The organism is Metallosphaera sp. D4-4 (genome assembly GCF_046245145.1).
Taxonomy (GTDB): domain Archaea; phylum Thermoproteota; class Thermoprotei_A; order Sulfolobales; family Sulfolobaceae; genus Metallosphaera; species Metallosphaera sedula.
This window is the reverse complement of record NZ_CP176412.1, coordinates 588,050-611,781: the sequence shown is the minus strand read 5'-3', so window position 1 is coordinate 611,781 and position 23,732 is coordinate 588,050. Positions and strand designations below refer to the sequence as shown.

At 45.0% G+C, this 23,732-nt stretch carries 26 protein-coding genes and 3 tRNA genes; 16 read left to right on the top strand and 13 right to left on the bottom strand.

Annotated features, from left to right (window positions below; all coding sequences use genetic code 11):
• The first annotated feature begins 46 nt into the window (after positions 1-46).
• Positions 47-136 (top strand) — tRNA-Ala (locus tag ACI49J_RS03480).
• Between the two features lie 137 nt (positions 137-273).
• Here the strand turns inward: ACI49J_RS03480 and ACI49J_RS03475 are convergent.
• Positions 274-708 (bottom strand): phosphate-starvation-inducible PsiE family protein, encoded by a 435-nt coding sequence (locus ACI49J_RS03475; protein WP_240252593.1) that lies wholly within the window; start codon positions 706-708, stop codon positions 274-276.
• A gap of 216 nt (positions 709-924) precedes the next feature.
• On the bottom strand, positions 925-1,596 hold the full coding sequence (locus ACI49J_RS03470) for a ParA family protein (RefSeq protein WP_240252591.1): 672 nt from the start codon (positions 1,594-1,596) through the stop codon (positions 925-927).
• Positions 1,597-1,953: 357 nt separating this feature from the next.
• Between ACI49J_RS03470 and ACI49J_RS03465 the strand changes: the two genes are divergently transcribed.
• The gene (locus ACI49J_RS03465; protein WP_012021535.1) at positions 1,954-2,220 is read left to right on the top strand and encodes a hypothetical protein; all 267 of its coding nucleotides are present in this window, start codon (positions 1,954-1,956) and stop codon (positions 2,218-2,220) included.
• Here ACI49J_RS03465 and ACI49J_RS03460 read toward each other — a convergent pair whose 3' ends face one another.
• Positions 2,221-2,751 carry a cob(I)yrinic acid a,c-diamide adenosyltransferase gene (locus tag ACI49J_RS03460; RefSeq protein WP_240252589.1) on the bottom strand — a complete coding sequence of 177 codons (531 nt, stop codon included), beginning with the start codon at positions 2,749-2,751 and terminating at the stop codon, positions 2,221-2,223.
• Between the two features lie 232 nt (positions 2,752-2,983).
• Here ACI49J_RS03460 and ACI49J_RS03455 point away from each other — a divergent pair.
• A tRNA-Ala gene (locus ACI49J_RS03455) sits at positions 2,984-3,057 on the top strand.
• Between the two features lie 6 nt (positions 3,058-3,063).
• On the opposite strand, the gene ACI49J_RS03450 is transcribed toward ACI49J_RS03455, so the two are convergent.
• The 3 genes from ACI49J_RS03450 to ACI49J_RS03440 form a co-directional block, all read right to left on the bottom strand.
• Complete coding sequence (locus tag ACI49J_RS03450) at positions 3,064-3,639, bottom strand: indolepyruvate oxidoreductase subunit beta (protein WP_240252586.1); 576 nt, start codon at positions 3,637-3,639, stop codon at positions 3,064-3,066.
• Complete coding sequence (locus ACI49J_RS03445; protein WP_404809759.1) at positions 3,627-5,456, bottom strand: thiamine pyrophosphate-dependent enzyme; 1,830 nt, start codon at positions 5,454-5,456, stop codon at positions 3,627-3,629. The genes ACI49J_RS03450 and ACI49J_RS03445 overlap by 13 nt, the downstream gene beginning before the upstream one ends.
• 127 nt (positions 5,457-5,583) lie before the next feature.
• Positions 5,584-5,659 (bottom strand) — tRNA-Pro (locus ACI49J_RS03440).
• Between the two features lie 44 nt (positions 5,660-5,703).
• On the opposite strand from ACI49J_RS03440, the gene ACI49J_RS03435 reads away from it, so the two are divergent.
• The gene (locus ACI49J_RS03435; RefSeq protein WP_240252578.1) at positions 5,704-6,429 is read left to right on the top strand and encodes a helix-turn-helix domain-containing protein; all 726 of its coding nucleotides are present in this window, start codon (positions 5,704-5,706) and stop codon (positions 6,427-6,429) included.
• Here ACI49J_RS03435 and ACI49J_RS03430 read toward each other — a convergent pair.
• Complete coding sequence (locus tag ACI49J_RS03430; protein ID WP_240252576.1) at positions 6,389-6,736, bottom strand: nascent polypeptide-associated complex protein; 348 nt, start codon at positions 6,734-6,736, stop codon at positions 6,389-6,391. The genes ACI49J_RS03435 and ACI49J_RS03430 overlap by 41 nt on opposite strands.
• 58 nt (positions 6,737-6,794) lie before the next feature.
• Here ACI49J_RS03430 and ACI49J_RS03425 point away from each other — a divergent pair, with 58 nt between their 5' ends.
• The 8 genes from ACI49J_RS03425 (at position 6,795) to ACI49J_RS03390 (ending at position 14,636) form a co-directional block, all read left to right on the top strand.
• Positions 6,795-8,060 (top strand): MBL fold metallo-hydrolase, encoded by a 1,266-nt coding sequence (locus ACI49J_RS03425; protein WP_012021542.1) that lies wholly within the window; start codon positions 6,795-6,797, stop codon positions 8,058-8,060.
• A complete protein-coding gene (locus ACI49J_RS03420) occupies positions 8,057-9,217 on the top strand; it encodes a threonyl-tRNA synthetase editing domain-containing protein (protein WP_240252574.1) in 1,161 nt (386 codons plus the stop codon). The genes ACI49J_RS03425 and ACI49J_RS03420 overlap by 4 nt, the downstream gene beginning before the upstream one ends.
• Complete coding sequence (gene mvk, locus ACI49J_RS03415; protein ID WP_240252566.1) at positions 9,204-10,154, top strand: mevalonate kinase; 951 nt, start codon at positions 9,204-9,206, stop codon at positions 10,152-10,154. The genes ACI49J_RS03420 and mvk overlap by 14 nt, the downstream gene beginning before the upstream one ends.
• 16 nt (positions 10,155-10,170) lie before the next feature.
• Positions 10,171-11,958, top strand: coding sequence for a glutamine--fructose-6-phosphate transaminase (isomerizing) (glmS, locus tag ACI49J_RS03410; RefSeq protein ID WP_240252561.1), 1,788 nt, complete (start codon positions 10,171-10,173; stop codon positions 11,956-11,958).
• Positions 11,955-13,013: a sugar phosphate nucleotidyltransferase gene (locus ACI49J_RS03405; RefSeq protein WP_240252560.1), complete on the top strand. Its 1,059-nt coding sequence runs from the start codon at positions 11,955-11,957 to the stop codon at positions 13,011-13,013. Before glmS ends, ACI49J_RS03405 begins: the two co-directional genes overlap by 4 nt.
• 78 nt (positions 13,014-13,091) lie before the next feature.
• Entirely contained in the window at positions 13,092-13,493 is a 402-nt protein-coding gene (locus tag ACI49J_RS03400) for a DsrE/DsrF/DrsH-like family protein (protein WP_012021547.1), read from the top strand.
• The gene (locus ACI49J_RS03395; RefSeq protein WP_240252559.1) at positions 13,490-13,708 is read left to right on the top strand and encodes a sulfurtransferase TusA family protein; all 219 of its coding nucleotides are present in this window, start codon (positions 13,490-13,492) and stop codon (positions 13,706-13,708) included. Before ACI49J_RS03400 ends, ACI49J_RS03395 begins: the two co-directional genes overlap by 4 nt.
• A 37-nt stretch (positions 13,709-13,745) precedes the next feature.
• On the top strand, positions 13,746-14,636 hold the full coding sequence (locus ACI49J_RS03390; protein WP_240252558.1) for a cysteine synthase family protein: 891 nt from the start codon (positions 13,746-13,748) through the stop codon (positions 14,634-14,636).
• 127 nt (positions 14,637-14,763) lie between these two features.
• Here the strand turns inward: ACI49J_RS03390 and ACI49J_RS03385 are convergent, their stop codons facing one another.
• Positions 14,764-15,984, bottom strand: a complete 1,221-nt coding sequence (locus tag ACI49J_RS03385) for a transposase (RefSeq protein ID WP_240252557.1) — start codon at positions 15,982-15,984, stop codon at positions 14,764-14,766.
• 129 nt (positions 15,985-16,113) lie between these two features.
• Between ACI49J_RS03385 and ACI49J_RS03380 the strand changes: the two genes are divergently transcribed.
• On the top strand, positions 16,114-16,776 hold the full coding sequence (locus ACI49J_RS03380) for a serine/threonine protein kinase (RefSeq protein WP_240252556.1): 663 nt from the start codon (positions 16,114-16,116) through the stop codon (positions 16,774-16,776).
• Here ACI49J_RS03380 and ACI49J_RS03375 read toward each other — a convergent pair.
• Positions 16,760-16,945 carry a hypothetical protein gene (locus tag ACI49J_RS03375; protein ID WP_053092991.1) on the bottom strand — a complete coding sequence of 62 codons (186 nt, stop codon included), beginning with the start codon at positions 16,943-16,945 and terminating at the stop codon, positions 16,760-16,762. The two genes, ACI49J_RS03380 and ACI49J_RS03375, sit on opposite strands and share 17 nt — an antisense overlap.
• 38 nt (positions 16,946-16,983) lie before the next feature.
• Here ACI49J_RS03375 and moaA point away from each other — a divergent pair, with 38 nt between their 5' ends.
• The 3 genes from moaA to folE are packed head-to-tail and all read left to right on the top strand — an operon-like array spanning position 16,984 to position 19,666.
• The gene (gene moaA / locus ACI49J_RS03370) at positions 16,984-17,937 is read left to right on the top strand and encodes a GTP 3',8-cyclase MoaA (protein ID WP_240252555.1); all 954 of its coding nucleotides are present in this window, start codon (positions 16,984-16,986) and stop codon (positions 17,935-17,937) included.
• Positions 17,918-18,982, top strand: a complete 1,065-nt coding sequence (locus ACI49J_RS03365) for an aminopeptidase P family protein (protein ID WP_240252553.1) — start codon at positions 17,918-17,920, stop codon at positions 18,980-18,982. Before moaA ends, ACI49J_RS03365 begins: the two co-directional genes overlap by 20 nt.
• A 54-nt stretch (positions 18,983-19,036) precedes the next feature.
• Positions 19,037-19,666 carry a GTP cyclohydrolase I gene (folE, locus tag ACI49J_RS03360; protein ID WP_012021553.1) on the top strand — a complete coding sequence of 210 codons (630 nt, stop codon included), beginning with the start codon at positions 19,037-19,039 and terminating at the stop codon, positions 19,664-19,666.
• Positions 19,667-19,718: 52 nt separating this feature from the next.
• On the opposite strand, the gene glnA is transcribed toward folE, so the two are convergent.
• From glnA to ACI49J_RS03340, 4 genes are all read right to left on the bottom strand, one after another.
• A complete protein-coding gene (gene glnA, locus ACI49J_RS03355) occupies positions 19,719-21,131 on the bottom strand; it encodes a type I glutamate--ammonia ligase (protein WP_240252551.1) in 1,413 nt (470 codons plus the stop codon).
• A gap of 120 nt (positions 21,132-21,251) precedes the next feature.
• Complete coding sequence (locus ACI49J_RS03350; RefSeq protein WP_240252550.1) at positions 21,252-21,857, bottom strand: ATP-binding cassette domain-containing protein; 606 nt, start codon at positions 21,855-21,857, stop codon at positions 21,252-21,254.
• A 64-nt stretch (positions 21,858-21,921) separates the two neighbouring features.
• Positions 21,922-22,320, bottom strand: a complete 399-nt coding sequence (trxA, locus tag ACI49J_RS03345; protein ID WP_012021556.1) for a thioredoxin — start codon at positions 22,318-22,320, stop codon at positions 21,922-21,924.
• Positions 22,313-23,662, bottom strand: a complete 1,350-nt coding sequence (locus ACI49J_RS03340; RefSeq protein WP_240252544.1) for a class I adenylate-forming enzyme family protein — start codon at positions 23,660-23,662, stop codon at positions 22,313-22,315. Before ACI49J_RS03340 ends, trxA begins: the two co-directional genes overlap by 8 nt.
• Between the last annotated feature and the right edge of the window lie 70 nt (positions 23,663-23,732).

The following is a 23,732-nucleotide window of genomic DNA, read 5'->3' as shown; positions in this document are numbered from 1 at the left end:
GTTACTGGCGATAACATTTTTAGTCAAACGGTTAGATGAAGTATGTGGGCCGGTAGCTCAGCCTGGAAGAGCGCTCGGCTTGCAACCCACGGGCAGGATACCGAGAGGTCCCCGGGTTCAAATCCCGGCCGGTCCATTTTATTTTTCGATGAATTATTGTAATTATTAGCTTGCACTGTAGTGTACTTTCTACAACTTCTCACGTAGCTTATTGATTCACCTGAATTAGAACTTCATTTAGTAGTTAAGCATAAATAACTAAAATAAGTTCGGCTATCTCAACTTTTTCTTGGTGAGCTTACGTTGGCCGAGCCTCTTTTTTCCCTTCCTGGATATAACATATCTTGCCAAGGAACCGGCAACAATGAGACCTCCAAACGTCAACAGATCGGTATAGTTAAAGGGGGGAGCAAGTATCTCGATGATAATTTCTCTAGATACAAAGGATATCATCGCGTCTATAACATAAACAACGCTCCTTCCTTTTCCTCTAAAGAAGTCTAGGGCACTTAGATATACTTCTAGGAAGACGATAATTAAGAGCACGTTCTCGAGAATCACAGAGGCAACGTAGATCAACCCTGCTTGAAAAGCCGTAACTATCTGAACTGCTGTGCTGACAACTGTGAACCCTAAGCCTACTAGGAGCAGAATCTGCACTATTACTGATACTGTTTTAAAGACAAGTGAACTGCTAATTATTTTCACAGTATCATTTAATATTGGTCTATTCATATAGTTATTGGTAAAGGATTCGAGAAACCTACACTTTGAAGAATAATGGTACGAATGTATGAAGGAATAAATGGGAGTGATTCTCCTTCACGTGAACTTAAGGTCAAGCTTACTAGCTTCTAGATATGAAGTTAAAGATCTAGATCGAAATTATATCCCGAAATTACTTTCTATAACAATATACTGTGACTAATGCATGTTGTCCTCTATCATCTTTGCCATGTTTACTATTTCTTTTGGAATATCTGCATTCCAAAATCCATTAAATGATAAATCTCTGTAGAAAGGTATTATTAACATACCAAATACGGGCTTAGAATTGATTTTAAAATTACGCTCTTCTCTTGCCATATTAATTACAATAAAGTCTAGGATTCCCCTAGCAGAGTCACTACTATTTCTGACTAACTCAATATATGATTCGATCATTTTTTCAGTGGACATTATTACAAACTCTTGAGGACTACTGACAGCTATAACATGCGTAGGATCACTCTTAACACCATAAAATGCGAGCATCTCTCCGGAAACTATTTTGTCATATATGTGAACACCGTAATCGATAATTAAATAGTCTGTCTCTGAGATTATTTCATCATACTTATCTTTAATTTTACTCAAGTTAAAAGAGGAAGAAAGCTGAGAGGACATGGAAACTATCTTAAGGTTCCCCTGGTCTATCATGTAATCGTGACCATCCTCCAAACTACCCCGAATCCCATGAATATTACATAATGTCCGAGATGAACTGATATCCAGTATTGTTACCCTATGTCTTGCCGATAGCACCCTTGCAATTCCATTTACTACAGTTGATTTCCCTACACCGCCCTTAGCTCCGATGACGGCTATCCTAATCATTTTCTTGGTCTATAACATCTAGCAAAGAAAATATTTCCGCTTTCTCTTTGACCTTGAAAAGCGTTGAGGTAGAAATTGGAAAGAATTCTCCTTTAGTGTTAGTACTCCTCCTTCTGATGCGAAAACAAAAGTCATAGTTTACAACCTGATCTTAAAGGCCGAGTACTCATCAGATCTTTCTAAGGCGATGTATTTCTTTTACTACCTGTTAGCAACACGTAATCCCTCGAAATGTCTGTCGCCACGTCCACCTCAAAACACCTTTAAAAGCTGTAACACCTCCTTTTGTCTAGAAGGAGATAGTGGTGGTAACACGATGGCAATATTAATATTTGGAACCAGAGGGCACAGTATCACATGGTTAAACTTGTCAACTGGAGGAGAGCGACGTTAACTGAGCAGAAATTGAACATCACTTCCATACTTAAGAGAACCAGTGCTGATATAGTGATTATTCCCTTAAGTCACAGCAAATTAGTGGAATACATAAAGTCCACGGATCTGGACACCATGGAGCCTTTAATCATAAGACTTGAGAAAAAGGGCAAACTCACGAGGGAACTCAACAAGCTGAAACGGGAAGGATTTGAGGTAAAGGTAGTTCTTCCTAACCTAGATAATTGATCATTTGCTTTTACCTTTCCAGATCACGTCCTGGTTTCCGGTCTTCTTGTTAACCCAGAGTCCTAGAACGAACAGCAAGCTTGAAAGTCTATTCAGGTAAATAACGTGGCTCTCTCTGGTTCTATTCTCTCGATAAAGACTCACTACACTTCTCTCTGCCCTCCTACACACAGCTCTGGCTAAATGTAGAAAGGATGAGGCAAGATGCCCACCGGGTAAGACGAAGTTCTTTAGGGGATCAAGCTGATTTCCGTAGATATCAATTAATTTCTCTATCTTCTCGATTTTATCCTTCTCAAATCCCATGTCAAATCCAGCAATTTCTGAAGAGATCTCAAAGATATCCTTCTGTATATCTTGAATTGGATCTCTTAGATCAGGGTATAGGGATACCACCACCCCCAGGACCGAGTTTAACTCGTCTAGGTTGCCCAACGCTTCCACAAGCTTGTCGTCTTTCCAGACTTGTCCTATGGATGGGATCCTTGTGAGACCTGAATCACCTGTGCCCGTGTACCACTTTCCCGACAATGTGCGAGGCCATGGATCATCAACTCTTGGGACTTAAAAAGACTAGGTACTTTTAGTGTAGGGAATATAGAAAGATAGCGAGGAGACCCTCCTCTCTTATAGTTTTACCAATTGTAGATGAGGCAATACTATGACTGAGTTAGACTAGTCATGTCTCCTTCTCTCTTCAGGAAGAACGCTAATCTTCCTAAAAGGGTAAAAATAAAACTAGATAAACGGAATTGATGGTGGTGGGCCGGTAGCTCAGCCTGGAAGAGTGCCTGGTTCGCACCCAGGAGGTCCCGGGTTCAAATCCCGGCCGGTCCATCCTCGCTACTGCGTCATTAAGGCCTGTTCCTTGCTTCTTTCCCAGAACCTGACCCCAGCCAGGAAGGAGTTCCTGTTATTTTCATCCCTCAAGACCGAGAGGAAATCATCCCTCTCTAGATACTGAGAGAACCTCGCTTGATAAACTACTCCAAGAAGAGCAGTGTTACACTTACCTGCTTTCCCCACGAGTTCATTGCACTCCAAGACATGTACTTTCCAGTCCCTTAACCTCTCGATTATCATTTTAACGTCATATTCCTGGACCTTAGGGAGGGAAGGCGGTTTCACTGACGCATTTAGGAAAATCTCCCCTTCCCTTGAAAGATACTCTACATTCCTGAGCGCCTCCGTTGCCTCTAATGCTATCATTATATCTGCCCCTCCGCGGGGTATGAGTGGAGCCTCCACGTTTCCAATCCTAACGTGAACGTTAACTGCACCACCTCTCTGGGAAAGACCGTGAGTCTCAGCCTCAAAGACCCTGTAACCCTTACTCGCAAAGGCCTCAGCTATCATTTTACCCAACGTAATAACTCCCTGACCCCCTATTCCAGCTATTAACACGCTTAGCTTGTCCATGCCTCATCCCACCCCATAGGTTTCTCGCCCTCGAGTTTGATAGCGTTAAAGGGGCACACGGGAACGCATGCACCACACCCAATACAGTCCTGAGGATTAATTACCGCCTTCTTGTCACTCCTTTTCAGGATTGCAGGACACGTAAAGTAATCATAGCAGATAGTACAGCCTGTACATTTATCGTAATCCACCACGGCTACCTGTGTGGGTTTTACCCTATCTATGACCTCGAGGGCACAGGCCCTTTTTGCTACGACGACTGCTGGTGCCTGATTCCTCTTTACCCATTCAGATGCCCTAGCTATAACCTTGGCAAAATCAGGACTAAAGGGATCCCCAACTTCCACATACTCAACGCCTAGGCCCTTAGCTACGTTCGCTATATCAATACTGGTTGATGGGCTACCCTGTTGGCCTGTCATGGCGGTGGAGCGATTATCTAACACGATCACGAGAACTGGGAACTTGTTATAGACGGCATTTGCGAGGCCTGGAAGTCCTGTATGGAAGAACGTTGAATCTCCTATGATTGCCACGGGGATCGTGTGCGTCGACCTATAAACTCCATTAGCTATTCCTAAACTGCTTCCCATGGATATCAAGCTATCTTGCTCGTTGAAAGGCGGGAGGACTCCCAATGAGTAGCAACCTATATCCCCAGAATAGAAGGTGCTTGAGATCCCGCCCAGGGATAGCCCCTTCTTGAGGAAGAAGAAGCTTGACCTATGCGGGCAACCCGGACACATGGCGGGGGGTCTCTTGGGTACGTCTACGGGGGCCGTTAGGATCTGGTCCAGTTGAGGTTCCTCCTCAATACCAAGGAATTTAGCTATGGCTTTTGATACCCTTTCAAGGGACATTTCTCCCACATATCCCGTAAGTTTCTTTCCATCCACCTTAACGTGAAGTCCTTGGTCAAGTATCATGGATTTCAACTGATTCTCCACCACAGGATCCAGCTCCTCAATCACAAGGACTTTCTCGACGTCAGTAAGGTAATCTAGAATCTTCTCAGGCAATGGCACAGAGCAGGATACACCTATTACCTTAACTTGCTCAACCTTAAGTTCCCTCAAGGCCTCCAAGGCATAGGAATACGAAATTCCTACCCCAACCACTGCGACCTTACCTTCCCCGCGAGACTCCACGAGATGGGTAGTAAGCGACTTGATCTTCTCCCATCTGTTAAGTTGTTCCTCCCTATCCTTTCTGGAGACCTCAGGTACAAGGGAGTATCTTCCAGGGTTTTTCTGGAATTTCCCGTACACGGGTTCCCTCCTGGGAAGTACATTAACCTGTGACCTAACATGGCTAATCCTGGTATTCGTGGAAATAATGACTGGGTGACCAACCTCAGAGCTCAGGTTAAACGCCTCAACTGTGAGATCGTGAGCAGATTGGGGGTTGAAGGGCTCAAGGACTGGTATCATTCCCATAAGCCCATAATACCTGGTGTCCTGCTCACTCTGCGAAGACCACATGCCAGGATCTCCGGCAGAGACCACCACAAGTGCCCCCGATAATCCCGTGTACGACGATGACATAAGCGAATCTGAGGCGACGTTCATTCCCACGTGCTTCATGGTGACCAGCGCCCGGGCACCCACCATTGCGGCCCCGAATCCTGTCTCAAAGGCTACCTTCTCATTGGAACTCCACTCTGTGTAAACATCCTTGAACCTCATAAGGGTCTCAATTATCTCGGTTGACGGAGTTCCGGGGTAACCTGCCGTAACCGCAACGCCAGACGCTAGAGCACCGTAAGCTATGGCCTCATTGCCTAACATTAGCTTGGGCTTAACAACTAACATAACTATCGTGATAAACTTTACATGTAAACTTATAAAGATAAATACTATTAATTGTGTTAAGTGTAATAGGATTTAATATTTACATGTTATCATCATGATAGATAAAGTCACTAAATGACAGATCGGAGACGGATGGGCCCGCCGGGATTTGAACCCGGGATCACGACGACCCGAACGTCGCATCCTAATCCAAGCTAGACTACGGGCCCTCGTCTCAAGTGAAGTTATAATATGCGCGTTATAAAAGTTTTCAATGGCCACTGAATACGTTATAGAGAGCATTGCCAAGAGAATAGCCGGGGACATAGTGTGGAGCGAGAACCCAGGTCTCGCAATGAGGAAGTGGAGGGAGACCTTTGGGGTTTCCCAGTCAGAACTGGCTCGAATACTTGGAATGTCCCAGTCGGTCATAGCTGATTATGAAAGGAATAGGAGGCAACCTGGAAGCTACGTAGTCAAGAAGTTCGTGGAAGGGTTAATAGAGGCCGACTCCAAAAGGGGTTATAGGGTAATAAATGAGCTAGGGAAACTCTTCTCCCTGAACTTTCCCTTCATACTAGATATGGCCGACTTCGTGTCTCCAATAACGCTCCAGGACGTCGTGATGGCCGTGGACGGGATACCCGTGATGGCAGACCTGAGCAACATACAGGTCTACGGCTACGTGATCACAGACAGTATTAGGGCTATCACGGCATTAAGCGGGATGGAGTTCTACCAGTTCCTTTCCATAGTGTTCAACAGGATCCTCGTCTTCACAAAGGTGTCAAGCGGAAGGTCGCCCATGATAGCCCTTAAGATTGCCCCCATAAGACCTAAACTCGTAATCCTGCATAGGCCGGTTAAGATGGATCCCCTTTCCATATACATAGCCAACAAGGAGGGCATAAACGTAATAGTTTCCACCAAGAGAACTGAAGATGAACTTCTTAACGGGCTTAAGAGCCTTGCCCTTCGGTCAGAGATAAAATTGCCTTAGCTATATCCCCGTTGGCCTTACTCAATGCCTCCCTGACTTCCGCCTCTGGCTTCCCTGTCTGCTCCATAACGAACCTAACGTCATCCTCGTTGATTTCAGCCTTGGGTTCAGCTTTGCTCTCGACCCTCGTAGTTCCTCCGACTACAGTAATTGCCTCCTGGCCCATCACGTTAGCCTTGGTCACCATGGGAGACTCGATCACTATCCTCTCATTGGGCGTCTCAATTATTACTCGTAGCGCGTCTATGTTCTGAGTTTTTATGCCCATTTTCTCAAGCTTCTTAAGATCCTTGGGACTGACTTTCATTAGACATTTTATGCTATTACTCAAACTTAATATTTGCGGTTAACCTTTACTAACAGATATGGACTATAGTATAAAGATACTTGGCGGAGGCAACGAAGTAGGCAGAGCTGGGATAGAAATATCCAATTCTAGCGAGAGCCTAATTCTTGACTACGGAGTAAATTTTAATCAAAAGGATGAACCAAACTTCCCCCTTCAGGAGTCACCTTCCAAGGTTAAGGGATTTGTGGTCTCACATGCCCACTTGGACCACGTTGGGGCCTTACCCATTTACCAGATATCCAGTAGTAAACCGGTTTACGGAACTGGGATCTCGAAGTACATTACTGAGTTAATGTTGAAGGATTTCATCAAACTGTCTGGACCAAAGGTCCCCTTTGAGTGGGTTGAAGTGAAGAAGACTATGGATAACTTTAGGACGTTCAATTACGGTGAGGAAGTGGAGATAGGAGGGTTCACTGTAACAACTTCAAGCGCGGGACACATACCCGGTAGTGCCATCACAGTTGTGAAAACGGAGAAGGGAGACATAGCCTATACTGGAGACATAAACGTGACCATGGCAAAACTTGTGAAACCAGCTGAACTGGAAGTAATGAGAAAGTCTAGGGTTATCATCACCGAGGCCACGTACGGCAAGTTTAACCATCCCACCAGGAAAAGTGTTGAGGAGGAGTTTTATGCCTCTGTAATGGAAGTACTTGAGGGCGGAGGGACGGTCCTTGTCCCAGCGTTCAGCCTTTCCAGAAGCCAGGAGATACTTTCAATTCTTGCCGAGAAGAACATACCCTACCCTGTGTATTATGACGGGCTTGCTAGGACAATAATGGAGATCATGATTGATAATAGTCAATACATAAATAACAAGGAGGCATTGAGGAAGGCCTATGATGAGTTCCAATACGTGAAGGGGTGGGAGGATAGGAGAAAGGCATGGAGATCAAATGGAGTTATAGTTGCTAGCGCAGGAATGCTCAAGGGCGGACCAGCTGTATACTATTTCAAGAAGATAGCTGACAGTCAAAAGAACGCGGTGTTCCTCGTGAGCTATCAGGCTGAGAATACTCCCGGAAGGAAGCTATTGGAGCTAGGTAAATTTGACGACTCCTCACCATTGTTAAAGGCAAGGCTACAGATGTTCGACTTCTCCAGTCATGCAGGAAAAAATCAGCTACTGGACATAGTTAAGACCTCAGAAGCCCTTGAGAAGATAGTTGTAGTGCATGCGTCTCCAGATAGTGCCCAGGCTTTCTCGGACTACGTGAAGGAGAAGTTGGGGGTAGAAGTTTTAGTACCAGAAAATGGACAAGAAATCCGACTATGATACTATTGTTCATACATGCGTCCGATTTCTCCTTTGAGGTAAAGCAGAAGGCATTGGAAACGGCTGAGGATCCCAATCCTGGGTCCTTTTCTTCTCAAAATACGTTAGTTACATTCATCTCTGTGGAGAAGGGAGATGACCAGGAGATATTGGAGAGGGCCCTGGAGAACATTCGCGACGTAATGAGTAAAACCAAGCCAGATACGCTTGTGTTATACCCCTATGCCCATCTATCCTCGAACCTGGCTGAGCCAAAAACGGCGATCCAGGCACTTAATTCGCTTTACGAAAGGCTTAAGGCGGAGAAAGAGAAGGTGGTTAAGGCACCCTTCGGATGGTATAAGGCCTTCACAGTGAGCTGTTATGGTCATCCACTAAGCGAGCTCTCGAGGAGGATAACTAAGGCCGTAGAATACCAGAAGAGCAAGGAAATGGAGATATGTACCAAGTTTGGGTTCCCAGGATCTCCTGAGTCAACTTTCATGAAGATGGCAGTTCTGGAGAGGTTAAAGAGAGATTTGGGCGCTAATGGGGTTGTCTACGGTGAAACTAGAATCAAGGGCTTCTTGAATGTTAGATTCTCTAGACCAGAGGGCAGGGCACTCCCCTGCGTCAACGAGGACCCTCGTATTGAGGTAGTTTACGAGGGTGATAGGGACCCTGACTTTCCCAGGGAATTTCAGGACTCGGTTAACAGGTTTCAGATCTGGAGCCGGAATGGGAACCTTGTTAGGGTAGACGTAGGGGTTCTGCTATACTACATACTCTTGAAGTCTAGGGAGAAGCAGACACCCACTTTACCCCTTTGGCTATCGCCAATCCACGTGAGGATACTAAAGGTCAGAAAGGAGGATAACGTTGAGGACTTTGCGAAATCCTTGAGGGAAAGGGGTATCAGGGTTCAAGTTGACGACCTTGAAGAGGGTTTGGGAAATAAGATACGTAGGGCAGGAATGGACTGGATCCCCTTTGTAGCCATAGCGGGAGAGAGGGAGCTCAAGACAGGGAACCTGACCGTAAGGGTGAGAGAGACCTCAGAGCAAAAACCCATGACTGTGGACGAGATAGAGAGAGTTGTTAAGTCAGCAGATGACCTTCTTCTGCCATCTAACCTGCCCCTGAGCCTGAAGGAGAGGTCAAATAATGAGGAGAGTTGAGGCCATAGTACCCCTTAAGCTCACCCTGTTCGGGGAACATGCCGTAGTTTACGGGGAACCTGCCATAGCCATGGCAATTTCGGAGACTATGAAAGTTACCGTCACAGAAAGCGATAGAACCGTTATCTCCTCTTCTTCCCTTAACATTGGGAACATAAAGGTGGATTTGAGGGACATGAGGGTGGAGAGCGAACAGACTGGTAAGGCACTATCGTTTGCCCTGGAGGCCCTCAACTATTTTGAGGAGAAAAAACCAGCCCTGATCTCCATAGAATCCTCCGTCGATCCCTCGGTTGGGTTGGGAACCAGCGCGGCAGTGATCGTGGGAGTAGTATCTGCATACTCGAAGTTTCTAGGTTACGACATGACTAACTTGGAGATTGCCAAGGTATCTAGGCATATCGAGAAAAAGGTTCAAGGCCTGGGTAGCAGGATGGATACCTTCACTACCTCACTGGGAGGGGTTCTGTACTTTCCTAGGAATTCGGAAGACGTGGAAAGGGTAAACTCGTCTTTGAGCATCTCCGGAGGATACATAAGACGAATCTCCTCTACTGCGGAGATCTTGAGAAGGGTTAAGGCAGTGAAGGATAAGAGTAGGGAATTCGACGATATACTTCACCTCATAGGGAAATTGGTAGACGAAGCCAGGTGGGGAATAGAGAGGGAGGACATGGAAACTGTGGGACAGTTAATGTACATCAATCACGGTCTTTTGATGTCCCTTGGAGTTACCTCGCCTGCAATAGACGAACTGGTTTCCACGGCCAGAAACATGGGCCTTCCGGGTTGCAAGATGAGTGGTGGTGGGGGTGGAGGATCAGTTGTCTGTCTCAAGTCGCAAAAGGCTGAACTCCTTTTAGAGTCAAGGGGCTTCAGACTTGTCAATACTGAACCAAATCAAACGGGTGTGGTGATAAAGGAAATAAATGACTGAACGTTAACCATGTATCATGTGCGGAATTATTGGAGTAGCATCTATCGGAGCCAAGGACGCTGCCTTAGCCAAGATAACTTTGGACGCGTTAAAGAGCTTGGAGTATAGGGGATACGACAGTGTAGGAATGGCCTCGATGGATAGCTCTCACCTAGAGGTGAGAAAGGCTGCAGGTAACGTGGAGAAGTTCGAGAGGTTAAAGAATCCCTTGAGCATGAAGGGAAACATTTTCCTGGGCCACACCAGGTGGGCTACTCACGGTGAGCCAAATGATATTAATGCTCATCCCCATCTAGACTGCACAGGGGAAATAGCGGTTATACATAACGGAACTGTGCTCAACTTTCTAGAACTTAAACAAGACTTGATTGCCAAGGGGCATAGGTTCGTAAGTGATACAGATACCGAGGTGATTGCCCATCTCATTGAGCACTACAGGAAGCTTGGAATGGACAACTTCACTGCGTTTAAACAGGCCATATTCAGCATACAGGGAGACCACGCAGTTCTAGCCATAATAAAGGGAGATAATAGGATATTTTTCTCGAAGAAGAACAACCCTCTGGTAATAGGATTAGGAGACGACATGAACCTTATATCCAGCGATGTTTGGAGCCTGGTTAAGGTTACTAACAGGACCATAACCATAGGTGACGACGAACTTGGATACATAACCGCTACCTCGGTTTACGCAGAAAAGATTACTGGGGAAAAGGTCAACCTGACCTCCAGGCTCATTATTCAGCAAATAGATAGTTCCGCAACTTCCCTTCAAGGATATGAGTCCTTCATGATGAAAGAAATTAGGGAGAGCTGGGGAGCAGTTAGGGATACCATAGTTGGACTCATGAATGACATGGAGAAGCTTGGTAAGGCCGTGAAGGCTATGGACAAGGCACGCAGGATACTTGTGGTGGCAGCTGGGACAAGTTATCATGCAGGGTTAATTTTCGCCTCTAGGTTGATGAGGACTGGGAAGACCGTTATCCCAGTTATAGCCTCTGAGTATGAAAACGTTAAGGCTAGCGGGGAAGACGTTGTTCTAGTCATTAGTCAGAGCGGGGAAACCATGGACTCACTTCTAGCGATGAAAAGCTTCAAGAACAGTGGGTCTTTCGTTGTATCCCTAACCAACACCCTTGGAAATAGTATCTCATACTACAGTGATATCGCCCTCCATACCAGGGCAGGACCTGAGATAGGTGTTGCTGCAACTAAGACCTTTACCTCTCAGGTTGGGGCTTTACTCCTTATTTCCTCCTTAATGATTGGAGAAAACCTAGATTACCTTAAGGAAGCTGAGAGTACAGTATCAAGTAGCTTCTCTAAGTCCATTGGTTATGCAGAAAAAATAGGGGTGGATGTTTCAAAGAAGCAAAGCTTATACTACCTTGGAAAGGGACTTGGAGTGCCCATGGCCATGGAGGGAGCGCTGAAAATTAAGGAGATAGCATACATTCACGCAGAGGCTTATCCTGCAGGAGAGAGCAAACATGGGCCCATTGCGTTGGTAGAGAAGGACTTTCCTGTGATCTTTGTGAATACTAGCGAGCACGTAGACGAACTAAGAAACAATTTGAAAGAGATGCAGAGCAGAAAGGCCAGGGTATATGTGGTCAGTGCAGGCTCTGAGCTAAGAAGCGACCAGGAGGTTACTGAGATCATGATCGACATTAACGACGCTAGACTGGCACCTCTAGCTTTGGCACCTCCATTGCAACTAATTGCGTATTATGCAGCGAAGGAAAGGGGGCTGAATCCCGATAGACCCAGAAACTTGGCTAAGACGGTGACTGTTAGATGAAAGCACTGATACTCGCCGCAGGAAAAGGAGAAGGACTAAGCCCCTACAGTGATAAGGTGCAGAAGGAGACAATCCGCATTGTGGGTAAACCTGTAATACAATACGTAATAGAAGGACTTGCTTCAGTTGGAGTTACAGAATTCGTAATCGTCGTGAACGAAAAGGAGGAGCAGGTATTGCAGGCAGTGAAGGACTTGAACGTGAGGATTGAGACAGTTAGGCAGAGGTCCCCTGGAATCTCTGGGGCTGTACAGGATGGGATGGAGTACATGGATGACATGTTTGTTCTGGCCTTTGGAGATATAGTAACGCCCAAGGACTTTTACAGGGAACTGATTACCACGTACCACAGATCTGGTTCCCCTGTATTTTCCACAGTTCCCGTATCAACGGGTCTAGACACCTACGGGCTCGTGAAGGTTAATCAGGGACTGCGGGTTGTGCGCGAGGGATCCACGCTTGCATTGGCAGGAGCCTACGTAATTCCCAAGAAACCGTTCAATGACTTTCTCCAGTACCTAGATGAAGTGGCCAGGGACGCTGACTATTTTGTATGGACAGGATCGTGGGTAGACATAGGATATCCGGAAGACTTAATTCAAGCAGTTGAGGAGCTACTGAAATCCGAGTCGTCAAGGATATCCAACAAGGCTAGCATAGCTAGCACTGCAGTGATAGGAAAGAGTGTAATAGTGGAGGATGGGGCCACGATCGAGGATTTTGCGATAATAAAGGGTCCAGCATACATTGGAAGAAATGCGTATGTGGGCTCGTTCTCCCTTGTTAGGGATTTCTCGTCGATTGAGGAGGGCGCAATCATTGGAGCTTACTCGGAAATAGCCCATTCATTGTTGGGCCCCTACTCTGTCGTAGGGTCTAAGTCGTACATTACTCACAGTATCATAGGAGACAGAACTAGGGTGGGAGCATCTGTCATAACAGCTAGCTATCCCGCAACTGTGAAAAGGCAGGTCTCTGGAAAGTTTGGCGCTTTAGTCTCTCCAGATGAGAGTATACCGCACGGGGTAGTGATTGGGCCCTCCTACAGGAAATAGACCAGCTACGGCTCTAGGAGTCTTAATAACCAGCCCATCTTTCTGCATCTTTTTAATTTGGCCATCCATCATAGAGTTATGCCGAAACTGACAATTCTTCTCGCGGACAACAGTATGGACAAGTTATATCATGGGCTTGTGCTGGCACTTGACGCCAGATCCATAGACTGGACTGTGAAGTTCTTTGTGACATCGCAGGCTGTCTCGATCTTTACAAAGAAGTTCAAGGGTAAGTCTAAACTGAGGCTTGGTTTTCTGGCTAGGCTTTTCGTGGAATCGGAAATGAAAAGAATGAAGCTTCCAGATACTTCTGTGCTCATAGAGGAGGCCATAAAGGAGGGTGTGGAGTTTTACGTGGATGAAGTAGGGCTAAAGATAGCTCATTTAGGGAAGGAGGATCTGCTGGATAACGTGAAACTCTCTGGAGGAATTACGTATCTGAAGGAGGCTCAAGACTCTGACGTGGTGGTCACATTATGAAAGAAATTGAGACAAACGAAGTCTGCCCTGTGGTGATCCTTAAGGTAATGAGGGAGTGGAGAAGCATTAAGGGGGAGGAAGAGCTAGTGATTAGAACTCCTTGGGAAGCAGTTACACAAGAACTCGAGAAGTGGTGCAATGAGACCGGGAATCAGTTCCTAGGTTACACCAAGGAGAAAGGAAAGTTCGTAATTAGGTTGAAATTAAAAAGATAGATTATTATATCACCCAGATCTCCTTTTCTAAGGGTAGATGCGTATTGTGTCCTCAGAAAAGGTATATTATAACCCAATCCAGCTACTAGAGGAGAATTGGCCTACTCCTCTTCTTAAATTATCCATTGGCCAAGACGTGTGGGCCAAACTTGAGTTCTTCAATCCCTTCAGCAGAAGTATAAAAGATAGGACAGCCCTTTTCCTATTTAGAGAGGCACTTAAGGCAGATGCGACTCAGATAACGGAAGCAACTTCAGGAAATGTGGGGGTAGCCCTGTCTTCGCTTTCAGCCATATACGGCAAGAAATTCGTTGCCTTCATCCCCACGCAGGCCCCGAGGGCATTCAAGATTGCAATGAAAGTGTTGGGAACTGAGGTAATAGAAGCCGGGAAATCTACGAATGATCTAATTCCGCTCGTAAAGAGCTTCGCTAAAACCTCGGGAAGCTACCATCTAAACCAGTTTAACAACCCCCTCAACATCAAGGCTCACATGGAGACTACCGCTAAGGAACTTGATGAACAACTGAAGTCTGTGAACAAGTTCCCGGAGAGGATAATCGCAACCATGGGAACTGGGGGCCATATTGCAGGGATATCCAAATATTTCAAGGAAAAATACGGTGAAGAGGTAGAGATTATAGGGGTTCAACCCGCGGAGAATGACAGAATACCTGGAATAAAGAGGCAAAACGGTGATACACTGGTCTCCTCAGCCAAGGTAGATAGGGTGATTGACGTCACCTCAAAGGAAGCAATAGAAGGTGTTATTAAGGTAGCAAGGAGCTCAGGAATACTTATAGGACTTAGCTCGGGTGCAACAGTCGCAGCTTATAACAGGTTTAACGATGAAAAGACCACTATCCTCATTTTCCCAGATGACGGCTTCAAATACCTTGATGAGCTTGAAAGATTTCTTCAGTCCTAAACACTTAGAAATTTCGTCCTGTTATCAATTTACACTTGTTTTCCATGTCCATAACAGGAAGATCTTTAAGCGGATAAAACTAGTTGGCAACCCCTTCTTAAGTTGAAGGAAAACACCATGAGGTGAACTACTCCGCCCTTACGGACGGAGCATCCCCACCTCGCGATGGGGATTTCCTGTTTCTTTGGGGGAACTTGCTGTACACCACCTCGCGAGAGGTGATGAACAGTAGAGGTTCCCCCTCCACAGGCAGAGGGGCAGTCCCAACCCCATCCCTCAAGATGTTTAGAGAAGCGTTATAATCTCGATCAATAACAAGGCCACAGTTAGGACAGTGAAGTACCCTATCAGATAATGCAAGTTTTACCCTGTACCCACACCTGGAACAGGTCTGCGACGTGTATCCTGGATCCACCTCCACCACCCTCCTACCAGCTCTTTCAGCCTTGTAGGAGAGGTGATGGAGGAAGGTGGAGAACTTGGAGTAAAGGATGTGCTTCCTCAACCTGCCGAAAGAGCTCTGTACCATTTCTCGTGTATTCAGTTTCTCAACCACTACTATGTCATAATTATTCACTAGCCATGTGGTTATCTTGTGTATGTAATCATTTAGAGTGTTCTCAAGCCTCTCATAGGCCTTAGCTAGCTTAACTCTGGCCTTTTCGTGATTCCTTGAACCTTTTCTTTTTCTCGCTAGTCTCCTCTGCAGTAATTTGATTCTTTCTTCCCTCCTATCTAGGAGTTTAGGGTTCTCGATTACGTCACCATCACTCGTCGTAACAAATTTCTCTACACCTAGGTCAATCCCCACGACTCTACCAGTCATCTCGAGTGGTTGCTTCTCTCGTTCAACTTGAAAGATAGCGTACCACTTGTTTGTTTTGCTTCTCTTCACGATTACTCCCTTCACTTCTCCCTGTATTGGCCTATGTAGGAGGAGCTTGATCTCTCCTATCTTAGATAGATGAAGTCTATCCCCTTCTACTCTGAATCCTGACTGATTATACCAGACTATCTTGAACACCTTCTTGTGCCTAAGTTTACCCACTTTCTTTCCATTTCTCTTCAGTTCTGATAAGACCTTGATGTTGTACCAGAGCACGTTATTGACCATTTGTAGGGCTTTAGAGTATACCTCGTGTTTTTCGTCCATGTCCTTGAGTAGTTTTTGAGTGTCGAACTGTGTTACCTTCATTCCCTGTCTTCTTCTCTCCGCGATGTAGTTCAGTAGTTTATTGTACACTTTCGCCTCTATTTCCATCATGTTGATGAGTTTTCTCTCTATCTCTGGTGTTGGATATGCCCTATACTTGAATGAGAGGATTAGCTTGCTATCTTTTGATTTCAACGCTGTTTGAAATTAGTTTCTTTTGGATACAAAAACTTTTCTAGGGGCTATCTATCCCCACCCTTGCGGATGGGGACTTCCGCCCCCTTAACCCCCAAGGTTAAAAGGTCGTGAATCCTATACACTGACATGAAAATAGAGGATGCCATCAGAGTGCTTTACGCTCAAACCAAGGTATTAGAGACACAGGGTCAAAAGTACGTGGTTAAGTGCTATGACTCTAGCGTAGCGTTAAAGTGGTACTTCATTTCTTCCATGTTCAGACCTTTTCCCTATGTGGCTAACCCCCTAACTAGGATGAGCAGGGAGATGGAGTTCATGACCTATCCCTGGAAGAACCTAAAGGTGCCCAAAATAATAGACTTTGACATTAAGGAGAAGTGCGTGATCAGGGAGTTCATCGAGGGAAAGATCCCTGAGGAGGAGAATGATTTCATTAATCTAGGAGTAGTACTGAGAGAAATACATGATAACGGCTTTGTCATGGGCGACACAAAATTTGAAAATTTTCTGATAAACGATTCAATTTATGTAATAGATGCGGAAGAGGCCATAATGAACGACGAACCTGAATTAAGGGCATGGGATATTCTAGTATATTTCCTTTTTGTTGCATATAAATATATACAAGATCTTAAAGGTTTCGAAAAAGTCGTGCATGGATTTTTAGATTTATATAAACCGAGCAGAGAGGTAGCCCTTAATGTGATGAGCTTGAGAAATGTTCAACTCTTATCCCTATTCCCACCCATACACCTAGGCATACTTAGAAAAATCATTTCCGAATTTTAATCAGAACCGTGTTATCTGCTCTCTCCAAAGCTATCTCCGAGTCTGTTAGCTTAGTACCGCAGGCGGGACATCTGTAGAAATATCTGATAACTTTCCTGTTATTTGTTGTCTCCGCCTCAGATATGAATTCCATCCTTACACCGCATCTGGGACAAATTACCTCGTTCATATTCGAGTTTATAAGATCCCACACAGGTATAAAACTTAATGATTGACAGGTATGGAAGGCCTTTAGAGGACTTGAGGGTCACCCTAACTCACGTGTGCAACTTCTCCTGCTTCTTCTGTCATATGGAAGGTGAGGATACGGAGTCCATGCAGGGATTATCCCCTCACCAGATAGGTCTAGTCTCTAGGGTGGCTGTTGAGTTTGGCGTGAAAAGCGTGAAATTAACGGGTGGGGAGCCTACCCTAAGAAGGGACTTACCAGAGATCATTAGGGAAATTAGGTCCTCAGGAGTTAGGGATATCTCCATGACCACCAACGGGTTCCTCCTCGCAAATATAGCTGGTAAACTGAAAGATGCAGGACTAGATAGAATAAATATTAGCCTGCATGCCCTTACGAGGGAGAAGTTCAAGGACGTTACAGGGGTGGACGTAATGGATAGGGTCATAGCTGGGATAAGAGAGGCAAAGAACCAGGGTTTTAAGCCCATAAAACTGAATTTCGTGTTAACCAAGAGAAATAGCGAGGAGGCTAAAAGGGTAATAGAGTTTAGTGAGGAGATCGGAATAGACGAGTTGCATCTCATAGAGCTTCACCCTGTGGGTCTTGGTAGATCAACCTTCTCCTTTCACCAGGGAATGGAAGAATTGGAGAAGGAAATCGCCAAGATTGCTGTGAAGTCAGAGATAAGAGAGAAACATTTCAGACCAAGGTATACCTTGCCCTCAGGACTCGTGGTGGAGATAGTTAAACCTTACGCAAACCCGATCTTCTGTGCAGGGTGTAATAGGGTAAGGCTTACTGTAGACGGCAAGTTGAAGACATGCCTCTACAGGGATGATAAGGTAATAGACGTGATGTACGCCTTGTCCAACGAGGACCTGACCCTTGAGGAGAGATTGGAGCTCATAAGACATGGATTTGAGGCAGCTATTTCTATTAGGGAGCCCAACTTTAAGTACATGATGAAAATTGAGGCTCAACAAGCTTGAGAAAATAAAGGAAAAGTCTAACGCGAAAAACCTGCTAATTGTCGGGGAGCCTAACCTATTCTATTTCACGGGATATAGGGGAGTTGGTGGCTTACTGGACTGTGATGGTACAAGGACCCTACTGGTGCCATTACTGGAAAGGAATAGGGCCTTGGGAATCAAGGACTTGGATGTGAAGGTATATTACCCGGTAAAGCTCGAGGAGAACGTGATAGAAGGAACCTTAGTTTCAGCAGTGGAAAAACTCTGTCCTTCCACCACAGATAAAAAGCTCTTGATAGATTTGGGTTACACCTCTGTGGATCTATTCCTTCAGTTGAGTTCTAAGTATGAAGCGAAGAACATCACAGAAGATATACTTCAGACAAGGGCAATAAAGGAGGAAAAGGAAATTGAGGCTATCAGGCATGCTCAGAGGGCAACCGCCATGGCCATGAAGATGGCAAGCGAGTCTCTGCTAGAGGGAATATCCGAAATTGAACTCGCAGGCATAATTGACGAGACCATGAGAAAGGGTGGTGCTGAGGACTATGCTTTTCCCTCTATAGTCGCCTTTGGTGAAAATTCGGCTGAACCTCACCATATTCCATCCGAAAGAAGGCTGAGAAAGGGTGATACAGTAGTGGTAGATATAGGGGCTAAATACAATGGATATTCCTTTGACAGCACAAGGACATTCCTGTACGGAATCACAGATAAAAACAAGAGGATATATGACGTGGTTCTTGAGGCACAGCTAGAGGCCATTGACGCAGTCCAGGAAGGAATAGAGGCGTCTCAAATCGATAGGATAGCCAGATCCAGGATTGAGAAGGAGGGTTTCGGAAAACTATTCGTTCACTCCACGGGACATGGGGTGGGAATCGAGGTCCATGAAAGTCCAGCAATTTCCATGAAGTCTAAAGACATCCTAAGGGAAGGTATGGTAATAACGGTAGAACCAGGTATATACTTCCAAGGTGAACTGGGCGTTAGAATAGAAGATACAATCCTTGTCAGAAAGGATAAACCGGAGGTCCTTGAGACCCTTTATAAGACCTTGTAAGTCTATTTAATATAAGAATTTTTAGTAGATGTGTCTTATGATACCTGTTTGGCCATGGAAACTTCATTAAGCAAAGAAAAACTAGAGGAAGAAATAGCTAAGAGAGTTAGAGAAATTCTAGAACTTCTGGGGGAAAATCCTGATAGAGAAGGATTGGTTGAGACACCAAACAGAGTAGCCAGAGCATTTCTAGAGATGACTTCCGCCCTGAGGACTCATCAGCCGGAAATAAAGGTGTTCAAGCTAGGAGAGGATGGAGTGACATATGAGGAGGACCAGATAGTATTAGCCTCAGATATTCAGTTCTCCTCCCTATGCGAACACCATCTTTTACCCTTTGTTGGGAAAATACATGTTGCCTACGTAGTCGGTGAGGAGGGTAAGGTTGCTGGATTTAGTAAGATAATAAGGATTGTGAACTATTACGCCTCTAAACCGCAGATCCAGGAGAGGTTAGTTAGTGAAATTGCAGATGCCTTAATGCAGAGCGATCTACATCCAAAGGGTGTAATAGTGATAGGAGATGCGGTTCACATGTGCTCTTACGTTAGAGGAGTCAAGGATAAGGAAGCTAAGTTGCTGTCAATAGCTAGCAGAGGAGTATTCAAGACGAATAGAGCTCTAAGAAACCATGTATTTAGAATGCTAGAGGTGTCAAACAGAAGAGGATTTAGGTTGGGCTAGCCTAAATAAAAGAAAATAGAATAAATAAAACCATATAAAGAAATAAAAGAAATTACACATCCAGGTAATAGTATATTTCCATTGGATGTGGGTACATCTGAAGAGTTCTGCTTTCCTCCCTCTTCAAGTCTATATAAGTCTCCAGTATAGACGAGTTGAAGATTGGTTTTAGGAACTCAGTATCAGATTCTAGCTCATCCAATGCTTCGTCTAGCGAGCGTGGTAACTCTTTGATCCCCAGCTCCTTTCTCTTTTCAGGAGTTAGATGATAAATGTTAGTATCTACAGGGTTACCGGGATCGATCTTCTTCTTCACTCCGTCCAATGCTGCAGCAGCTATGGCAGCGAAGGCTAAGTAAGGATTGGTTGAGGGATCGGGAGCCCTGTACTCTATCCTCTTGGCTTTCTCCATCCCCTTGTAGTACGATGGAACCCTTATCACGGCGCTCCTATTACCCTTACTCCATGCAACGTAGACAGGAGCCTCAAATCCAGGAATTAGCCTTCTATAACTGTTAACAGTGGGAGAGACTATGGCCGATAACGATCTTGCATGAGATAAAATTCCGCCTATTACATATCTCCCGAACTGGCTAAGCTCCGCATATTCGTCATTGGGGTCATACATTAAGTTCTTACCATTCTTGGTCCACAGGCTAAAGTGAGTGTGCATTCCTGTTCCATTATCGCCAAACATGGGCTTTGGCATAAACGTCGCAACGAGACCGTATTTAGCGGCTACGTTTCTGATAACATACTTCAAGGTTTGCAGCTTATCGGCAGCATCAACCATTGTCGAGAATCTGAAATCTATCTCTCCTTGACCTGCAGTAGCTACTTCATGATGTGCTGCCTCAATTGTAAAGCCAAAGTACTTAGTAAGGGTCTGGATGATATCTAACCTTACATCCATGAGCTGATCCACTGGCGGAGCTGGATAGTAACCTTCCTTGTATCTGATGATGTAGCCTCCACCACCGTTCCATGGAGCCTCTCTAGCGGTTATCTTGTAACCTGTACCCTGTTGAGGGGTCTTAACGTCCACATCAACACGGTCAAATAGGAAGAACTCTAGCTCAGGCCCATAATAGGAAATGTAACCTTCACCTGATAAGACGCTCTCCGCAGTCTCTGCAACGTATCTAGGATCCCTCTCAAATCTTCCCTTTCCACCTCCCCAGTACACTTTAGTTAAAACTCTCGCCACTGAAGGGGACCATGGTAAAGCAACCAGACTCTCTAGGACAGGTGAAAGAACCATATCGCTTTCGTATATTGTGGTGAAACCCTTGATGCTACTTCCATCAAGCTTACCGAAACCGTTCTTTATCTCCTCGACCGTGAAATCGGAGGCGGGTATAGTAACATGCTGTAGCCTTCCGGGTAGGTCGGTAAACTGTAAGTCTATCCATTCTACCTTATTCTGTTTTACGTATTCTACGGCTTCTTCAGGTGTCTTAGGCATGTATTTGGCATAATTAGCTGGGTATAAAAGTCTGTTTGTATTTATAATAAAAAGAATTCAGGAACTTAAATTCTAAATTGAAAAGTACTCATGTTCTACCGTAATCTATAAAGCAAGAAACTAGAATCTTTTCAAGAGAGAACCATTGCTCATCACATAGTGATGGTCTGCATAATTAGAGTCCGAAACGTCCTGCGTGGTAAAGATCAAATCGAAACCGAAGGACTTTCTTATATCGATGAGGTTCTTAAGAAAAATCTCTTTGTCGCTAATATTTGCCATTGCCTCGTCCAGCAAGAGCAAATGTGGCCTTCTTAATATAGCCGTCACTATTGAGACCCTCTCCCTTTGACCTAGACTTAGCTGTCTGACCTTGCCAGTGAAGTTAATGGAAAACTGGCTCTTAATTTTCTCAAGTTCAGCGTCTGTTACTGGAGAAGTGCTGAGTTTAAGGCCAAAACGTAAATGATCGTCAACTTTCATGGAGGGGATGAAGGAGTCTTGAGTAACTAAGACTATCCCTCTCTTTTCAGGAGGAAGCTGGGTTACGTCTTTTCCATACAACTTCACATAACCCTTATCAGGTTTGATGAAACCAGCAATAATGTTCAATAGGGTAGATTTACCAGATCCATTGGGACCAGTTACACAAATGGTGCCCTGATCATTTAATTGTGCATTTAAAGTAAAATTTCCAAGTCTCTTAGTCACCATAACATCTATCATTTTACACTTAATTAGTAAGAAAGAGGTAAAAATCTTTATTGAATAATCCTACAATGAGTAGAGACTAAATGTATTTCTTTAAAGCGTTCTCCAAGGTGTCTTCGTCCACCGCCCCCACAAGGGTTTCCTTAACTTGACCATCCACCAGAATGAGAGTGGTAGGTATGTTCATTATCCCGAACTTATCTGCAGTCTTTGGATTCTCATCGACGTTTAACCTTCCAAATAGTGCCTTGTCGCTGTACTTTGAGGCCACTCTCTTGAACACGGGCTCATAAAGATGACAGGGAGCACACCATTGTGCCCAGAAGTCTATAACTACAACCTTATTCTTGGAAAGTACCTCTTCCAGGCCGTCATCCGTTATGGCCACTATCTTTTCCTCGGTCCTCCTCTCTAGGGACAACGCCTTCTTATTCAATCTCTCTGAAATCTCCTTAGCTAACTGTTCAAGTTCACTCAAGTTTGTTCACTATGTAGATTCTCTTTAACTTCTTATAAAATGCTACCTTCGAGTTAACGTAATCTAGAAGCTCCTGTTCGCTCACCTTCTTCCTTAATGTGACCTTGGCGACCGGTTCCTGTCCTAGGTTGCCCGCATCTTCTCCAACAACTTCAGCTTTCTCCACCGCTGGATGAGTCAGAAGAATAGACTCAAGATCCCTGGGAAATATTGGATAGCCCTTGTATTTGAGCATCCTTTTCTTCACGCCCTTAAAGAAAAGCAGACCACGTTCGTCAATGGATACTAAATCTCCAGTTTTAAGCCAACCATTATACCAGACACGGTCGTTCTCCTTAGTGTCCTTGTATCCAAGCATGAGCCAAGGCGCCTTAACCCACAACTCGCCAACCTCTCCAGGCATTGCATCCTTACCGTCCTCCTTGACCACCTTGATATCCACGTGTTTGAGGGGCTTCCCGATGGTTATTATCTCTGTGATGTCCCTAGGTTGGAGCGTAAGAACCAATCCCTCGGTGAAACCGTATTGCTGAATAATGTCCTTGCCGAACTTTTCCTTGAATCCCTTGACTGTATTGGGAAAGAGAGGCGCAGCAGTGCTTATGCAAACTTCAAGGGATTGTAAACCATGCCCCTTCTCTATGAGGGAGTCATAAACCATGGGAACGGTTGCCAGGAAATTGACGTCATTCATGTTGATCATTTCGCTAGCCTGCACGGGATCGAACTTCTTGATTGGTATAAGCTGTCCTCCAGCCTCAAGCGTTACACCTAGGACGCTATTTCCTAGGACGTGTGCTATGGGAACAGTGAGAATGGTTGAAATACGAGAAAGTCCAATTGACTCGTAAAGAACTCTATCATTGAACTCAACCCTGGATCCGCTATGAATAACCTCCATCGTTCTCCCGGCTATCCCCGCGTAGTAGTAGGATAGACCCGGGATGTTATCGTTGTACTCCTCAGGTCTCTCCTTAACTTCGCCCTCAAAGGATGGTATTACTGCCTTGAAATCCTTGAGTACTTCCTTCTCCCTACTCAAGGTTTCCTGATCAACTAGAATCATGTCTGGAGAGCTGTCCTCTAGGATGAACCTAAGGTCCTCCGCTGAGGTCAAAGGATCTATTGCCACCACTTTAGTACCTGCCCAAAACCCAGCAATGTAGGAAAGTACCGATTCCGCTGAGTTGAACATAAAGTGTGCAACAACGCCACGTTCCGGTATCTTAGAGGCAAGCCTAGCTACCCTGTCCCTAGCCTGTTCATAGGTCATTACTCCAGGTATGAGGTAACTATTGGGTCTGACTTTACTCCACTTCTCAAGGAGCTTTGCGATACTCATTGGGATCTACTTTCATTCTCTCCGAATAGCTTTTTAATTCTAGCCTTTGAGTCACGCTTGTTCTAAACAC

Bases quoted from the DNA above. Each gene is read 5' to 3' on its own strand.
- ACI49J_RS03470 (WP_240252591.1), bottom strand. From the start codon at position 1,596: ATGATTAGGATAGCCGTCATCGGAGCTAAGGGCGGTGTAGGGAAATCA.
- ACI49J_RS03465 (WP_012021535.1), top strand. From the start codon at position 1,954: ATGGTTAAACTTGTCAACTGGAGGAGAGCGACGTTAACTGAGCAGAAA.
- ACI49J_RS03450 (WP_240252586.1), bottom strand. From the start codon at position 3,639: ATGGACAAGCTAAGCGTGTTAATAGCTGGAATAGGGGGTCAGGGAGTT.
- ACI49J_RS03435 (WP_240252578.1), top strand. From the start codon at position 5,704: ATGGCCACTGAATACGTTATAGAGAGCATTGCCAAGAGAATAGCCGGG.
- ACI49J_RS03430 (WP_240252576.1), bottom strand. From the start codon at position 6,736: ATGAAAGTCAGTCCCAAGGATCTTAAGAAGCTTGAGAAAATGGGCATA.
- ACI49J_RS03425 (WP_012021542.1), top strand. From the start codon at position 6,795: ATGGACTATAGTATAAAGATACTTGGCGGAGGCAACGAAGTAGGCAGA.
- ACI49J_RS03420 (WP_240252574.1), top strand. From the start codon at position 8,057: ATGATACTATTGTTCATACATGCGTCCGATTTCTCCTTTGAGGTAAAG.
- mvk (WP_240252566.1), top strand. From the start codon at position 9,204: ATGAGGAGAGTTGAGGCCATAGTACCCCTTAAGCTCACCCTGTTCGGG.
- glmS (WP_240252561.1), top strand. From the start codon at position 10,171: ATGTGCGGAATTATTGGAGTAGCATCTATCGGAGCCAAGGACGCTGCC.
- ACI49J_RS03405 (WP_240252560.1), top strand. From the start codon at position 11,955: ATGAAAGCACTGATACTCGCCGCAGGAAAAGGAGAAGGACTAAGCCCC.
- ACI49J_RS03400 (WP_012021547.1), top strand. From the start codon at position 13,092: ATGCCGAAACTGACAATTCTTCTCGCGGACAACAGTATGGACAAGTTA.
- ACI49J_RS03395 (WP_240252559.1), top strand. From the start codon at position 13,490: ATGAAAGAAATTGAGACAAACGAAGTCTGCCCTGTGGTGATCCTTAAG.
- ACI49J_RS03390 (WP_240252558.1), top strand. From the start codon at position 13,746: ATGCGTATTGTGTCCTCAGAAAAGGTATATTATAACCCAATCCAGCTA.
- ACI49J_RS03380 (WP_240252556.1), top strand. From the start codon at position 16,114: ATGAAAATAGAGGATGCCATCAGAGTGCTTTACGCTCAAACCAAGGTA.
- ACI49J_RS03375 (WP_053092991.1), bottom strand. From the start codon at position 16,945: ATGAACGAGGTAATTTGTCCCAGATGCGGTGTAAGGATGGAATTCATA.
- moaA (WP_240252555.1), top strand. From the start codon at position 16,984: ATGATTGACAGGTATGGAAGGCCTTTAGAGGACTTGAGGGTCACCCTA.
- folE (WP_012021553.1), top strand. From the start codon at position 19,037: ATGGAAACTTCATTAAGCAAAGAAAAACTAGAGGAAGAAATAGCTAAG.
- glnA (WP_240252551.1), bottom strand. From the start codon at position 21,131: ATGCCTAAGACACCTGAAGAAGCCGTAGAATACGTAAAACAGAATAAG.
- ACI49J_RS03350 (WP_240252550.1), bottom strand. From the start codon at position 21,857: ATGATAGATGTTATGGTGACTAAGAGACTTGGAAATTTTACTTTAAAT.
- ACI49J_RS03340 (WP_240252544.1), bottom strand. From the start codon at position 23,662: ATGAGTATCGCAAAGCTCCTTGAGAAGTGGAGTAAAGTCAGACCCAAT.